Source organism: Streptomyces sp. NPDC093586 (assembly GCF_044764905.1).
Lineage (GTDB): Bacteria > Actinomycetota > Actinomycetes > Streptomycetales > Streptomycetaceae > Streptomyces.
Map to the genome: position 1 here is coordinate 128,136 of NZ_JBIWJA010000007.1, position 13,989 is coordinate 142,124.

Annotated in this window: 17 protein-coding genes; 12 read left to right on the forward strand and 5 right to left on the reverse strand. The window is 72.3% G+C overall.

Annotated features, from left to right (window positions below):
* Positions 1-41: 41 nt before the first annotated feature.
* Both ACIRFH_RS10685 and ACIRFH_RS10690 read left to right on the forward strand, forming a co-directional pair.
* Positions 42-551 carry a DinB family protein gene (locus ACIRFH_RS10685; protein ID WP_403518957.1) on the forward strand — a complete coding sequence of 170 codons (510 nt, stop codon included), beginning with the start codon at positions 42-44 and terminating at the stop codon, positions 549-551.
* Between the two features lie 185 nt (positions 552-736).
* Positions 737-1,390: a YceI family protein gene (locus ACIRFH_RS10690; RefSeq protein WP_403518959.1), complete on the forward strand. Its 654-nt coding sequence runs from the start codon at positions 737-739 to the stop codon at positions 1,388-1,390.
* Positions 1,391-1,422: 32 nt separating this feature from the next.
* Here the strand turns inward: ACIRFH_RS10690 and ACIRFH_RS10695 are convergent, their stop codons facing one another.
* The gene (locus ACIRFH_RS10695) at positions 1,423-2,007 is read right to left on the reverse strand and encodes a helix-turn-helix domain-containing protein (protein ID WP_403518961.1); all 585 of its coding nucleotides are present in this window, start codon (positions 2,005-2,007) and stop codon (positions 1,423-1,425) included.
* Positions 2,008-2,128: 121 nt separating this feature from the next.
* Here ACIRFH_RS10695 and ACIRFH_RS10700 point away from each other — a divergent pair, with 121 nt between their 5' ends.
* The 4 genes from ACIRFH_RS10700 to ACIRFH_RS10715 all read left to right on the forward strand — a co-directional run bounded on the left by ACIRFH_RS10700 (position 2,129) and on the right by ACIRFH_RS10715 (position 5,192).
* Entirely contained in the window at positions 2,129-2,965 is an 837-nt protein-coding gene (locus tag ACIRFH_RS10700; protein ID WP_403518963.1) for an EamA family transporter, read from the forward strand.
* Between the two features lie 36 nt (positions 2,966-3,001).
* The gene (locus ACIRFH_RS10705; protein ID WP_403518965.1) at positions 3,002-3,649 is read left to right on the forward strand and encodes an FMN-binding negative transcriptional regulator; all 648 of its coding nucleotides are present in this window, start codon (positions 3,002-3,004) and stop codon (positions 3,647-3,649) included.
* Between the two features lie 38 nt (positions 3,650-3,687).
* The gene (locus tag ACIRFH_RS10710; protein WP_403518967.1) at positions 3,688-4,395 is read left to right on the forward strand and encodes a B3/4 domain-containing protein; all 708 of its coding nucleotides are present in this window, start codon (positions 3,688-3,690) and stop codon (positions 4,393-4,395) included.
* A 95-nt stretch (positions 4,396-4,490) separates the two neighbouring features.
* Complete coding sequence (locus tag ACIRFH_RS10715; protein WP_403518969.1) at positions 4,491-5,192, forward strand: 2-phosphosulfolactate phosphatase; 702 nt, start codon at positions 4,491-4,493, stop codon at positions 5,190-5,192.
* Here the strand turns inward: ACIRFH_RS10715 and ACIRFH_RS10720 are convergent.
* On the reverse strand, positions 5,137-5,793 hold the full coding sequence (locus tag ACIRFH_RS10720; RefSeq protein ID WP_403518971.1) for a TetR/AcrR family transcriptional regulator: 657 nt from the start codon (positions 5,791-5,793) through the stop codon (positions 5,137-5,139). The two genes, ACIRFH_RS10715 and ACIRFH_RS10720, sit on opposite strands and share 56 nt — an antisense overlap.
* A gap of 73 nt (positions 5,794-5,866) precedes the next feature.
* On the opposite strand from ACIRFH_RS10720, the gene ACIRFH_RS10725 reads away from it, so the two are divergent.
* The 6 genes from ACIRFH_RS10725 (at position 5,867) to ACIRFH_RS10750 (ending at position 12,750) form a co-directional block, all read left to right on the forward strand.
* A complete protein-coding gene (locus tag ACIRFH_RS10725; RefSeq protein ID WP_403518973.1) occupies positions 5,867-7,024 on the forward strand; it encodes an FAD-dependent monooxygenase in 1,158 nt (385 codons plus the stop codon).
* Positions 7,025-7,326: 302 nt separating this feature from the next.
* Entirely contained in the window at positions 7,327-8,592 is a 1,266-nt protein-coding gene (locus ACIRFH_RS10730; protein ID WP_403518975.1) for an acyl-CoA thioesterase/BAAT N-terminal domain-containing protein, read from the forward strand.
* A gap of 159 nt (positions 8,593-8,751) precedes the next feature.
* On the forward strand, positions 8,752-8,955 hold the full coding sequence (locus tag ACIRFH_RS10735) for a hypothetical protein (protein ID WP_403518977.1): 204 nt from the start codon (positions 8,752-8,754) through the stop codon (positions 8,953-8,955).
* A 382-nt stretch (positions 8,956-9,337) separates the two neighbouring features.
* Positions 9,338-10,534: a cytochrome P450 gene (locus ACIRFH_RS10740; protein ID WP_403518979.1), complete on the forward strand. Its 1,197-nt coding sequence runs from the start codon at positions 9,338-9,340 to the stop codon at positions 10,532-10,534.
* Between the two features lie 146 nt (positions 10,535-10,680).
* Positions 10,681-10,983, forward strand: coding sequence for a hypothetical protein (locus tag ACIRFH_RS10745; RefSeq protein ID WP_403518981.1), 303 nt, complete (start codon positions 10,681-10,683; stop codon positions 10,981-10,983).
* Positions 10,984-11,643: 660 nt separating this feature from the next.
* Entirely contained in the window at positions 11,644-12,750 is a 1,107-nt protein-coding gene (locus ACIRFH_RS10750) for a serine hydrolase domain-containing protein (RefSeq protein WP_403518983.1), read from the forward strand.
* A 78-nt stretch (positions 12,751-12,828) separates the two neighbouring features.
* Here the strand turns inward: ACIRFH_RS10750 and ACIRFH_RS10755 are convergent, their stop codons facing one another.
* From ACIRFH_RS10755 to ACIRFH_RS10765, 3 genes are read right to left on the reverse strand one after another with little or no spacing between them, the layout of a single operon-like run.
* Positions 12,829-13,098, reverse strand: a complete 270-nt coding sequence (locus tag ACIRFH_RS10755; RefSeq protein ID WP_403518985.1) for a hypothetical protein — start codon at positions 13,096-13,098, stop codon at positions 12,829-12,831.
* Positions 13,095-13,454 carry a hypothetical protein gene (locus tag ACIRFH_RS10760; protein ID WP_403518987.1) on the reverse strand — a complete coding sequence of 120 codons (360 nt, stop codon included), beginning with the start codon at positions 13,452-13,454 and terminating at the stop codon, positions 13,095-13,097. Before ACIRFH_RS10760 ends, ACIRFH_RS10755 begins: the two co-directional genes overlap by 4 nt.
* On the reverse strand, positions 13,447-13,863 hold the full coding sequence (locus ACIRFH_RS10765) for a DUF2809 domain-containing protein (protein WP_403518989.1): 417 nt from the start codon (positions 13,861-13,863) through the stop codon (positions 13,447-13,449). Before ACIRFH_RS10765 ends, ACIRFH_RS10760 begins: the two co-directional genes overlap by 8 nt.
* Positions 13,864-13,989 lie beyond the last annotated feature (126 nt).

A 13,989-nucleotide genomic window follows, 5' to 3' on the forward strand; every position in this document is an offset into this window, starting at 1 on the left:
CGAGGCCCGTAAGACCGGCCGGGCCGCCTATCGTTGCGGCCATGGCCTTCCACCCGACGACGGAACCCGCCGTCTTCCACGCGGCGTTCCGGGAGCAGTTCGAGACGTTCCTCGACGAGCACCGGACCGCGCTGCACGACAGCCTCGACGGACTGACGGAGGAACAGGCCCGCCGGTCGCTGGTCACCTCCAAGACCACGCTGCTGGGCCTCGTCAAGCACGCCACGTTCGTCGAGAAGGTCTGGTTCGACGAGGCGATCACGTGCCGGTCCCGCGCCGAGATCGGGATTCCGGGCTCGCCCGACGAGTCGTTCGATCTCCACGGCGACGACACGATCGCCTCGGTCCGGCACGCCTACCGGGAGACCTGTGCGGCGTCCCGCCGCGCCACGGCGGAGCTGACGCTGGACGACCTCGTGCGGGGCAACCGCCGAGGACCGCTGCCGCTGCGCTGGGTCTACCTGCACACGCTGCGTGAACTGGCCCAGCACTGCGGCCACGCGGACATCCTCCGCGAGCAGATCCTCGGCGGCACGACGCGCTCCGTCTGACGGCCGGCCGCGGGGTTCCGCCATGAGCCTCCGCCGCCCGGTACGTGTGGCGCGATCATGTTGATCTTGTGCACCTTTGCAGCCGACGCCATGGAATCCGGACAAGTCCGCCCATCTCTCCACGTGATCTCCGGCGACTCCGTGATAACACGAGGTGATCATTTCCGAGAGGGGCCTACGTTCTCATGGGTATCTTCAGCCGCCGCCCGTCCACCGTGGTCGAGCCCACGCCGACCGGCCGCTCCGGTGCGCACGGCGCGGAGGCCGAGACCACCGGTGCCGCGCTCGACCCGGCACTGCGGTCCCTGACCGGGCACTGGACCATCGACCGCCCGCACAGCCGGATCGGATTCTCCGTGCGGCACGCGATGGTCACGACGGTCCGGGGTGCGTTCACCGACTACGACAGCGCCTTGTACTTCGACGGCGCCCGGCCCTCCGAGTCGCGGGCCGAGCTCGTCATCAAGGTCGCCAGCGTCGACACGGGCGTGGAACAACGGGACGGGCACCTCGTCGGCCGCGACTTCTTCGACGCGCGCCGCTACCCGGAGATGGTTTTCCGCAGCACCTCCACCGTCCACGAGGGCGGAGAGAGTTTCCGCATGACCGGGGACCTGACCATCCGCGACGTCACCCGGTCCGTCGACCTCCAACTCGACTACCTGGGCTCCGTCATGGATCCGTTCGGCTTCGAACGGGCCGGCTTCGACGGCACCACCACCATCGACCGCACCGAGTGGGGCCTGGTCTACAACCAGCGCCTGGAGGCGGGCGGCGCGATGGTGAGCGAGAAGGTCCGGCTGCAGTTCGACATCTCCGCGATCCGGTCCGCGTCGTAGACCCGGCCGCTCCGTGACTCCCCCCGCACAGGTCAGCCCGTGGCGGCCGGGCCGGGCGGCAGGTGGACGGTCATGATCAGGTGGCAGGGCCCGTCGCCCGCGCCGCGGTAGGCGTGGGGGGCGTCACCGTCGAAGGTGGCGGTCTGGCCCGCGTGGACGGGGTGCTCGGCGCCGTCGACGACGAGGGTCATCCGCCCGGAGGTCACGCTGACGGTCTCGACGACTCCGGCCTGGTGGGGGTGGCTGGGGTACTCCTCGCCCGGCTCGAGTCGCCAGCGCCAGACCTCGACCGGGGCGGGGCCCGTCGTCGTCAGCATCAGCCGGGCCTCGCTCCCCCGCTCCCCGGCCCACAGCGGCATCACGGCGTCGGCGGACACCACCCGGACGCGGCCTTCGGCCGGCCCTTCCATCAGGGCGGACACCGAGACGCCGAGGGTGTCGGCCAGCCGGACCAGGGTGGCGAAGTTCGGATTCCCCTGGGCCTTCTCCAGGCCCACGAGAGCCCCTTTGCTGACCTTCGCGCGCCGGCCGAGCTCGTCCAGGGACAGGCCGGCGCGGGCACGGGCGGCCCTGACGTTGTGCGCGAGCGTGCGCAGAGCCGCCTCGGTCTCGGTCATTCGTTCCCCATCCCGACGAGTGGACCACTTCACTGCACCGCCCGGTCGTTCGGTTGACAACGGACGGTCGTTCCATTGTACGGTCTGGTCGTTCCGTTGAAAAAGCAAGGGATGGACGTCCGTGATCGCTCTCCTGCTGGCCCTGGGCAGCTCCCTCGCCTACGGCTGCGCCGACTTCCTCGGCGGTCTCGGCGCCCGCAAGGCCCACGTCCTGCGCACCGTCATGGTGGCGGCCCCCGCCTCCCTCACGGTCGAGCTGCTGCTCTGGCCCGTGCTCGGCGCCTCGTTCAGCACCGGCGCTCTCACCTGGGGTGCCGCGTCCGGCGTCGCCTCGGCCGCCGCCTTCGCCCTGCTCTACCGGACCCTGGCGATCGGCCCGATGAACGTCCTCTCGCCGATCACCGCGCTCGTCTCCGCCGTGCTCCCGGTCGGCGTCGGCCTCCTGCAGGGCGAGCACCTCGGCATCGCCGGCCTTCTGGGCCTGCCGCTCGCGCTGATCGCCGTGGTGCTGGTCAGCGCCGGACACGGCGCCGGGTCGGCCCGCCCGTCGCGCACCGCGCTGCTGCTGGCCCTCGGCGCGGGCGCCGCGATCGCGCTGCAGCTGGTCTTCCTGCACCAGGCGCCGTCCGACAGCGGCGTCGCCCCGCTGATCATCGGCCGTGCCGTCTCCTCGGCCGTCACCCTGGCCGCGGCCGGAGTGATGTTCCGCAGGCTCGGGACGGAGAAGCCCGCGTACGCGGTGTCGGCGACCGCCGGCGTCCTGGACTCGGTGGCGAACCTGCTGTTCCTGCTCGCCGCCCGCAGCGGGGACCTCGCCGTCGTCGCCGTCATCACCGCCCTCTACCCGGCCGGTACCGTACTGCTCGCCCGCGGCGTCCTCGCCGAGCGCGTCCACCGCGGCCAGCTCGTGGGCCTGGGCACCGCCGCCGTCGCCGTCAGCCTCCTCGCCCTCACCTGACCCGCCCCCTCAGCACCGCCGCGCAAGGAGCACCGCATGTTCATCCAGCCCTGGGACGCCGGCCTGGACGAGACCGAGTGGCAGACCTGGATCGCCGACGGACACGACTTCGGTGTCCTCAGCGTCAACGGCCTGCCCGGCGAGGCGCCCGTCGCCGTCCCCACGCACTTCACCGGCGGCCCCGGCCACCTCCTGATCCACCTCGCCCGGCCGAATCCCGTCTGGAAGGCGATCGAGAACGACGGGAACGTCCTGTTCACCGTCTTCGGCGACTACGCCTTCGTACCCGGCCCCTGGCGCGCCAAGCCGGACACGCCTCCCACCGACGGCGTTCCCACCAGCTACTACACCGCCGTCCAGTTCACCTGCCGCGCCACGATCGTCGACGATCCCGAGGCCAAGGCCGAACTGCTGCGGCGCCAGATGGCCCACTTCCAGCCCGACGGCGACCACGCCCCCCTCGCCGTCGACCGGCCCCCGTACGGCCGGATGCTGTCCGGCATCCGCGGCCTGCACCTGGACGTGACCGACGTGCGGGCGAAGTTCAAGTACGACGACCACAAGCCGGTCGAGCACCGTGCCGCCGTCGCCGACCGCCTCACCGAACGTGCCCAGGGGCTCGACCTGCCCACCGCCGCCCAGCAGCGTCGCCGCCTGGACCGCACCGGCCCCTGGAAGCCCTGACCGCCCGCCCCGCACGAAGGAACGGAACACCGCCTCCCATGACCGCTTTCCGCATCACCCCCGCCGTCGCCGACGCCTTCCCCGACACCCTCATCGCCCTGGTCACCGCCGACGGTCTGCGCGGCCGCGAGCCCTGGCCCGACAGCGCCGCCGCGCTGGAGGCGCTGGAACAGCAGCTCGCCGACGGCAGCTGGCAGCCCGCCGACGAGGCCGACCCCCGCATCGAGGCGTGGCACACCGCCTACCGATCCTTCGGGACCAACCCCCGCCGCATCCGCCCCAGCGTCGACGCCCTCGGCCGCCGCATGGCCAAGAAGGGCACCCTGCCCCGCATCAACCCGGCGGTCGACTCCTACAACGCCGTCTCCGTCCGCCACGGCCTGCCCGCCGGCGCCTTCGACCTCGCCCACGTCACCGGCGACGTCGAGATCCGGTACGCGGACGGCACCGAGGAGTTCACCCCGCTCGGCGAGCCCGGCACCGTCGAGAACCCGAAGCCGGGCGAGGTCATCTACGCCGACACCACCGGCGTCCTCACGCGCCACTGGAACCACCGCGACGCCCACCGCACCCGCGTGACCGAGGACTCCACCCACGTCGCCTTCGTCCTCGAAACCCTCCACGCAACCCGCGACGGTCACCTCCTCAAGGCGGCGGCCGAGGAGCTGCACGGCCTGCTCGCCCCGCACAGCGACCGGGCCCGGGTGCTCCACCTCACCGCGGAGCAGCCCCGGGCCGCCGTCTGAACCTCCGCCGTCCGCGGACGGCGGGCCCGGGACCGCCGTGGTGATGTGCGTCACTGTGCGGGTGCTTCCGGTCCGGCAGGCGCGATCATCACCGGATGGACGCTCGTTTCCTCGGCATCGGTGAACTGGCCGACACCCCGGCCGTGGCGGTCGTGATCGACGTCATGCGGGCCTTCACCGTGGCCGCGTGGGCTTTCGCCCAGGGAGCGGAGAAGATCGTTCTCGCCGAGTCGCCGGCCGAGGCCCTGTCGCTCAAGGCGCGCCGCCCGGACTGGGTGGCGCTCAAGGACGGTGCGCCCGCCCCCGGGTTCGACGCCGTCAACTCGCCGGCGCTGCTGCGCTCCGTCGACCTGGGCGGACGGACCGTCGTGCAGAAGACCACGGCGGGAACGGTCGGCGCCCTCGCGGTCAAGGAGGCGTCGCTGGTGCTGTGCGCCGGCTTCGTGGTGGCGGAGGCGACGGCCCGGCTCCTGCGGGCACGCGAGGGTGACGGCGTCACGTTCGTGGTCACGGGCGAGGACGGGCGGGCCGAGGAGGATCTGGCGTGCGCTCAGTACATAGCCCGCAGGGTCACCGAGCCCGGGACGGACGCGACCGAGTTCCTCCGCCGCGCCGACGGGTCGCGCGCCGCCGCCGAGCTGGCGCGGGGTGTGCGCCAAGGGTCCCATCCCGATGACGTCGCGCTCTGTCTCGAGCTCGACCGGTTCCCCTTCGCCATGGTGGCTGCCATGGAGGACTCGCTCATGGTCCTGCGCCCGTCCGCCCCTGTCCCACCGGCCGACGGGACGTCCGCCTGATCGCCGACGAGGTCCCGCTCCCGCCGGGGAGATCCGCGTCGGTCTGACGCAGGGCGGCGGCCACGAGGCCTTCGAGGGCCTCGCGCGGCACGTCGTCTCCGCTCACGAGCCGGTCGAAGACCAGCCCGTCGAGGCAGGACAGCAGCGTGCGCGAACGGTTCTCGACGTCCGTCACGCCGTGCCCGGCGAGGAACGTCCGGACGGCCTCGCGGCCGGCGTTCTCGCGGGGTACGAGGATCTCCCGCAGTTCCGGGTCGCGCACGCTCTCCACGGCGCAGGCGTAGCGGGCGAGGGAGCGGCGACGGCCCTCACCGGTGAGCCGCCGCCGGACGAGCAGCGTCATGGCGTCCACCAGTTCTCCGGCCGTGCGCAGGGGTGCGAGCTGTTCGGCCGTCGTGTGCAGTTCCGCCTGGTCGAGCTGGACCAGGCGGGTGACGAGTCCGGTGAGCAGTGCGGCCCGGGTGCGGAAGTACGCCGATGTGGTGCCGGGCGGCAGGCCCGCCCGGCGGTCCACCGCGCGGTGGGTCAGACCGCGGATCCCCTCGTCGGCGAGTACGTCGAGGGCCGCGTCCGCGAGGAGGGTGCGCCGATCCGTAGCCATGGCTCCTTTCTACACCTGTAGCACGTCGGATAAGATCATTTTTCTACAGGTGTAGAAGAAGTGGGGGCTCGTCATGGGCAACACGGCAGTGGTCGTCGGAGGAGGTATCGGCGGACTGGCCGCCGCGATCGGACTGCGCCGCATCGGCTGGGAGGTGACGGTCGTCGAGCGCGCGTCCGTGCTCGACGACGCGGGGGCGGGCATCTCGCTGGCCGCCAACGGCCTGCGGGCACTGGACGAACTCGGTGTGGGCGAGGCGGTGCGGGACGCGTCACGGGGCCAGTACAGCGGCGGCACCCGCACGCCGCGGGGTGGCCGGCTGGCCCGCATGGACGGCGCGGCGCTGGCGAAGGCGGTCGGCACACCCATCATGGGCATCCCTCGCGCCACCTTGCACCGGCTGCTGCGCGAGGCCCTGCCCTCCGAGGCCCTGCTGATCGGCACCGAGGCCGGCCCGGTACGGCAGACGGACCCCGGGACGGTTCACGTCACGTGCGGCGACACGGTCCTGGACGCGGACCTGGTGGTGGCGGCCGACGGCATCGGCAGCAGGATCCGCGCCCGTCTCTTCCCCGCCCACCCCGGCCCGGCCTACAGCGGCTCGACCGTGCTGCGCGCGATCACCGAGCAGCCCGTCGGGCTGCGCACCGACTTCGAGCTGACCTGGGGACACGGTGCCGAGTTCGGGCACATCGCCTTCCTCGACGGGCGCGCCGAGTGGCACGCGGTCCTCAGTCTTCCCGCCAGGACACGGTTCACCGACCCCCTGGCCGAGCTGCGCCGACGGTTCCACAGCTGGCACGACCCGATCCCGGCCCTGCTCGACGCGACCCGCGCCGACGCCGTGCTGCACCACGACGTCAACGAACTGCGCACGCCGCTCCCCTCGTTCACGGCCGGCCGGATCGCTCTGCTCGGTGACGCGGCACACGCGATGACCCCGAACCTGGGGCAGGGCGCCTGCCAGGCGCTGGAGGACGCGGTCACGCTGGCCGCCGCGCTGTCCGCCGAGCCCACCGTGGAAGCCGCGCTCGCCCGGTACGACGCCGAGCGCCGGCCACGCAGTCAGGCCGTCGCACGCGCCGCACGGCAGGCCGGGCGGATGGGCCAGCAGCTCTCCCACCCCGTGCCCGTCGCCCTGCGCAACACGGCGATGCGGCTGACGCCCTCGCGCGCCGCCATGCGCATGATCCTCCGGCACCACGACTGGACCCCACCGCGCCTGAACTGATCCGGGCCCGGTCCCTCCCGCCCGGACGCGACGGCCGTCTGCGCCCGGGCGGGAGGGACCGGAGCCGGTCCCGACCCGGATGTGCCGAATCCTCGCCACTGCAGACTTGCGACTCCGCCGAAGGCTCAGAAGCCGTGTTTGATCCTGCCATGACAAGAAGGGAGGTTCTCGCAACGAAGTCGGGCGGGATCGTCACGACGGCGCCCAGGGTGGGCGTGTGAACACTCCTGGAAACCAGCTGACGACGGGTATTGCCCGGTCCTGACCTTCAAGCAGCGACAACATGTGATCACACTGCACTCATGCAGAAAGTGAGAAGACGAGCTGCGGCCTGCGCAGTGGCGCTGATCCTTTTGGCCACCGCGGGCTGCACTGGGGACGGCAAAGCCGACAGCAAGCACAGCCGCACAGCCACCATCGCGGTAGACAAACCTGCGGCCTTGGCGGACGAGGCGGTGCACGTCCGGATCAGCGGGCTCATCTCTGGTGAAGAGGTGACCGTCACCACCCACACCACCGATGTCCGCAACATGGGCTGGTCGGGGCGCGCCGTGTTCACCGCGGACGCCAAGGGCATCGTCGACCTGGGGTACGCCGAACCCGAGTCCGGTACGTATCGGGGAGCAGACGCCATGGGCTTGTTCTGGTCCATGATCCCTGCAAAGGGAGATCCGGACCAGAGCGCGTTCGAGCCGAGCTACCCGCAGCGGTCGCCCTCTTATCGGATAAAGCTGGCCGTCGTGTCCGGTGGCCGTATCATCGCGGAGCGCCTCCTTACTCGCACCTGGACCATGGAGGGAGTGCGGCACAAAACCCTGACGGTGGCCAAGGACAAGCTGCGCGGGGAGCTGTTCCTGCCGCCCACCGGTGGACCCCGAAAGGCGCCGGTCCTCCTGCTCGGCGGGTCGGAAGGCGGTGTCACCGTCATCAAGCAGTTCATGGCCGCGCTCCTGGCCTCCCGCGGCCATCCCGCTCTGGCTCTGTGTTACTTCAACTGCCAGGGGCGGCCGCAGAACCTGGCCGGCATCTCCCTGGACTACTTCGCCACGGCCGCCCGTTACTTGCGCGGACAACCGCAGGCCGATGCACGGCGTCTCGCGGTGATCGGCGTCTCGCGCGGCAGCGAAGCGGCCCAATTGATGGCCCAGTACTACCCGGAGCTGGTCCAAGACGCCGTCGTCTATGCGCCCAGCCGTAACACCAACGGCGCCTACCCCACGGGCTGCTGCGGAACAGGACGCGCCGCTTGGACCAAGGACGGCAAGGAGCTGAACCTCATCCCCATCCCTCTCAATCACGTGCGCGGCACCGTACTGGCCGTCGCCGGCGGCGACGACCGCCTGTGGGGCTCGCTGTCCTCCGCTGAGTCGATCGCGCAGGAGCGCGGCGCGACCGGCCACCTGCACCGGGCCTTGCTCTACCCGAAGGCCGGTCACGGCATCGGCTCCTTCCCCTACCTGCCCTTCGGCGTCGGGTACGGAGGCGGCAGCCTCGGAGGAACGCGTGCCGCGAACGCGCGCTCCATGGTCAACAGTTGGCCGCAGGTACTTCAGCTACTCGGACGGTGACACGAAGGCTGCCCACCCCCGCCAGCTCCTGCATCGCACACAGGCACCACCGCATCCGCCCGTGCGCCACTCCTCGTCGGCGGGGTTGCCTCGGCCCGCATTGCTGACCGTCGCGAGCAACAGCTGGCCGGACATCGGGCCTCGCCCTACGGTAGCCGTATGGGCGACGCCAAGGGCTTCGTTCTGCTGCCGAAGAGGTGGGTGGTGGAACGGTCGAATTCATGGACGATGCGGGCCCGGCGAAACGCCCGGGACTATGAGCGGCTGATGTCCCACGCTAAAGCCCACGTCCAGTGGGCCTTCATCACGCTCATGTCCCGCCGCCAGACCGAGGCGTTGCCGGCCACCCTCGCAGCAGCCTGAAGACCATCACACTGCCGTTGCCGTTCGGAACGGCGACCATCGACGCTCAACCAAACGGCAAACCGGATCACCACCGCGCTTCACGCCCCGTGACCTGCGAAAACAGGATGTGACACAGCTTCTCAGGTCTGCGCCCGGAGCCGTCCCGGTCCTCGCGGACTCGGCGGGGCGTCATGGAACGCCCGGCCAGGGCGGCGCAGAACGGCAGGCGGCCGGTGCGGGGCGTTCGTCGGCCGGAAACCGGTTCTGGCCGGTGAAGGCCAGGGTTTACAGTCGGTGGGCAGTGGTCGCCCGCCGACGGGGTGGCGGCCCCTTCGGGAGCCGTGGACCATGTCCGTCGGTCACCGTCGTGAACCGTGAGCCGTCGTAGAGGTGGTAACCCATGAGCATCGTCGACCTGGCCGCACTCGGGGACTCGTTCACCCGCGACCCGTACCCCGTGTACGCCCGCTTACGGGCCCAGGGTCCCGTGCACCGCATACGGATGCCGGAGGGCGACGCGGAGGCCTGGCTCGTCGTCGGTTACGAGGCCGGGCGCGCCGCGCTCGCGGATCCGAGGCTCTCGAAGGACTGGAGCAAGGCGTCCCCCTCGTTCCCGCTCGGCGCCATCTCCTCCGGCCCCCACATGCTCCGGGCCGACCCGCCCGACCACACGAGGCTGCGCAAGCTGGTGGCCCGGGAGTTCACCACCCGCCGGGTGGAGGAGCTCGCCCCGCGCGTCCAGAAGACCACCGACGCTCTCCTGGACCGGATGCTCGCCGCGCCCGACGGGCGCGCCGACCTCGTCGAGGCCCTGTCCTTCCCTCTGCCCATCTCCGTCATCTGCGAGCTGCTCGGCGTACCGGATCTCGACCGCGATTCCTTCCGCGCGTGGTCGAACGACGCCCTCGGCTCGACCGATCCCGAAGCCCGCGCGACGGCAGCGGCGTCCATGGCGCGGTACCTGGAGCAACTGCTCGCGGACAAACGGCAGCAGCCGGGCGACGATCTCATGAGCGCGCTGATCCACGGTCCGGACGGTGACGGCGACCGGCTGTCCTCCGACGAACTCCGAGGCATGGCCTGGCTGTTGCTGGTGGCGGGCCACGAGACCACCGTGAACCTCATCTCCAACGGCGTCCTCGCCCTGCTCACCCACCCCGGGCAACTGGCCGCGCTGCGCGCCGACCTCACGCTCATCGACTCCGCCGTCGAGGAGATGCTCCGCTACGACGGCCCCGTGGAGACCCCCACGTACCGGTTCACCACCGAGCCGCTGACCATCGGCGACACGGTCGTCCCCGGGGGTGGCGAGCTCGTGCTCGTGGCCCTGGCCGACGCCGACCGCGACCCGGCGCGCTTCCCCGACCCCGAACGCTTCGACATCACCCGCGACGCCCGCGGCCACGTGGCGTTCGGCCACGGCATCCACTACTGCCTCGGGGCACCCCTGGCCCGCCTGGAAGCCCGCATCGCCATCCGGACGCTCCTGGAGCGCTGCGAGGACCTGACCCTGGACATCCACCCGGCGGCCATCACCTGGCGCCCGGGGCTGATGATCCGTGGCCCGCAGCGTCTGCCGGTGCGGTTCGCCCCGTAGCCGGTGGGCGGTTGCCGGTGCGTGCGGCCGTCGCGGAGACGGCCTCGGCCCGACGCGTGTACCGCGTGTGGGGCCGGGTAGGCGCCTCAACCGGATCAGTCAATTCCGTTTTGAGTCTGCCGTCGTACGAAGCTGGAGGAAGCATCGTGAACAAGCTGGTGCAGCACGTCACGACCACGGGTCTCGCCGCCGTGGCGGTCGGAGGCGTACTTCTGGCCGGCGGAGAGCCGGCGATGGCGGCGCCGCCGCAGCACAGTGGCCACTCCGGCCATCCTGCCGCGGTCACAGCCGAGCGGCATCCGGCCCGGAGGCCCGCCTCGCACCAGCGCGTCGACCCGTGGGTCATGGGCCAGCTGCGCATGTTCGATCCCGCGGCCGCCCACCGGCTCGCGGTGTACGACCCCTGGGTCAAGGACCAGCTGACCCGGTTCGCCGGACAGGTCGACTGAGCCGGCCGCGTCGGGTGTCCCACGGGCTGCTCGGTCCCGGGCGGAGAGAGGGGCCCGGAGTTCCGTCCGGAGCCGGGCCGAGGCGCCGACGGGCAGTCCCGTGCCGGAGCGGCGGCGGGCTTCGGCGCGCGGACCGCCCTCGGACCGGCCGTCGGCCTCGCGGCCGTGGCCGTCGTCCGCCGTGGCGGCGGCGCCTCCCCGACACGTCCCGTCCGGCCGTCCGCCGCGGATCGCCGGGACGAGTCCCGCACCGCGGGGCGCTGACCGCCGTCCGGCCGAAAGCCCTCCCCCGTGCCCGGGGAGCGCACCCGCCGACGGCCTCGCGCCCAGCCGCCCTCGGGCGGCCGCTCGCCGTCCGGGACGCACGCGGAGCCGATGCCACCGACCGACGTGACCGGGTACCCGCCGCCGCGGATGTCGTCCCGGTACTCCGGTGAGCATCCGGTGAGCACCGGAGCCGCCGTGGCACAGCCGGGGGCGACGGCAGCCGTGACGCGGACGACGCCTCGCCGGGCGCGTCGTGCGCCGGTTCGTCAAGGGGCCGGGTTACACCCCGAATGCGGGGGTCAGCGGTAGGGATCTTGTCCTGGTCGAAGGGCAGAGTCGCCGGTGAGCGACAGACCGGGCCGTGCCCGGCGGACCACGATCAGGGAGACCCTCATGCATCACCGACGCCTCGCCGCGGCATCACTGCTCACGGTGATCCTCGCCGGCGCCCTCGCACCCGCCGCGGCGGCACATCACGACGACCCCGTCCAGCGGCAGTTGGACCGGCTCGTCGACCGCGACGGAGTCCCGGGAGCACTGGCCTTCGACGGCAGGGTGACACGTACCGCCGGCGTCGCGGACCTGGAGTCGGGCCGTCCGATGGTCGACGAGAAGGGCCGGATCCGGATCGCCAGCAACACCAAGGCGTTCACCGCAGCGGCCGTGATGCGCCTCGTGGCGGACGGACGGATACGGCTGGACGCCTCCGCGGGCACCTACGTGCCGCAGCTCGCGAACCGCCCCGTCACCGTACGGCAGTTGCTCAAGCAGACCAGCGGGCTGCCCGAGTACACGGCACTGGTCGACTGGAACCAGGAACAGCCCGGCACGGACGAGGGCTACCTGGCTCTCGCGCTCGGAGAGGAGCCCGTCTTCGAGCCGGGCACCGACTGGGGTTACTCGAACACCAACTACCTGGTGCTCGGCATGGTGATCGACAAGACCTCGGGAACGGACTTCCGCACCTACGTCGAACGCACGATCCTGCGCCCCCTGGGTCTGAACGACACCTATTGGCCCGCGCCCGGAGAGCTGACCCTGCGCGGACCGCACGCCCGTAACTACGGTGTCCACCCGGCGCGTCCGGGGGCGGGCCGGGTGGATGTGACGGAGCTGCCCGGGTACGAGTTCGGCGCGTCCGGCGGGCTGGTCTCCACACCGGAGGACCTCAACGCCTTCTGGAACGGCCTGTTCGGGGGCCGCCTCCTGCCCGGCTGGGCGGTGCGTCTGATGACCCGGGACAGCACCGACGTCGGCGGGCGCGATGTCTATCCGACAGGCAGCCGCTACGGATACGGCGTCGCCGCGATCCCGCTGAGCTGCGGCGGCGTCTACTGGGGTCACGGCGGGGATCTGCCCGGCGACTCGGTCGGCGGTGGCCGGGCCACGTCCGGCCGTGGCACCGTCACCGTCTACTCCACGACCTGGGCGGCCGAGGGTGCGAGCCTGCGTCATCTGCAGGGAGCGGTGGACGCCGCGCTGTGCGCCGAGCGCCGTTGAGACCGGGCCGGACGCCCGGCGCGTCGCCGGCCGGCCGACGGCGCCGCGCCGGAGCCGGCCGGATGCGGACGTGAGGGGTCAGTGCCCGGTCGTCGCCCGTGTGTCATCGGCCCGCCGTTCGGCGGTGCCGGTGCGCCGGGCGACGACCCGTGCCGGGCGGGTCCTGCCGAGGAGCGCGAGGGCGGTGAGCGGGAGCAGCGTGAGAGCGGCCGAGACGGTGCCGACCGGGGCCGGGCCGGTCAGGCCGAGGGAGGAGTCCGGGGCCCGGCCGACGACGGCCGAACCGGCGGCGATGCCGGTGTCGCAGGCCGAGGTCGTCAGGGTCGAGGTGAGGGTGGGGGGCGTCACCGGCGAATCGGACGGCGAAGGAGCCGATCGGCACGCCGACCACGTTGGCGAGGGTCGGACCGCCCATCATGACGCCGACGGCCCGGGTGGCGGCGGCGGCGGCCCGCGGCGGCGGCGATCACGAATCCGACGGCCCAGAACGCGCCGGTGGCCAGTGCGGTGACGACGCGGGCGGCCGGGCTGTCGTCCAGCGTGGCGTCGACGGGCCGGCCGTCGAGGGTGTGGACGCCGGCGAAGAGCGACCGGGTGCCGGGGCTGCCGACGCCGTGGTCGCCACCCGCGGAGCCCGGGTGGCCGCCGCCGCGGGGGCGCCGATGGGGCGTACCGCCCGGTCCGGGGCGAGCGCGGCTACGCACGGGCGCGGCGTATCCGGGCCGCGACGAGCCATCCGGTCGCCGCCCCGACCGCGTACCACAGCAGGTCCGGTGCGTTGAAGGTGGAACCGAGGACCAGGCGGGCCGCCGTGCTCTGCCGGGAGAGCGTTGCCGGCAGGTCGGTGAGCTGCAGGAACTCGACGCACCAACTCACCGCCAGGGCGGCTGCGCCGGCTTTCCACGGTGTCACCCGCGGCGCCGCCAGGACGACGAGGGCGAAGACCAGCAGGGTGTAGAGGGCGTCACCGCCGTACTTGGCCACATCGCCCTCCGACACGGCCCTGAGGCCCGTCCCGGCGCCGACGATCACCAAGGCGGCCGCTCCCGCGGCACGGCGCACGCGCGGGGGATCGTCGTCGCCACGGGCGCGGGTGCTGGTGGTTCGAGACATGCGGTCATTCTGCTGGACGTCCGTCGTCCGACCCGGGCGAGCGTCGCTGCCGACGCCCTCTGGCGTACGCGCGTAGACCTCGGGCACCATCGTCGTGCACCACATGCTCGACCACCCCACCGGCAG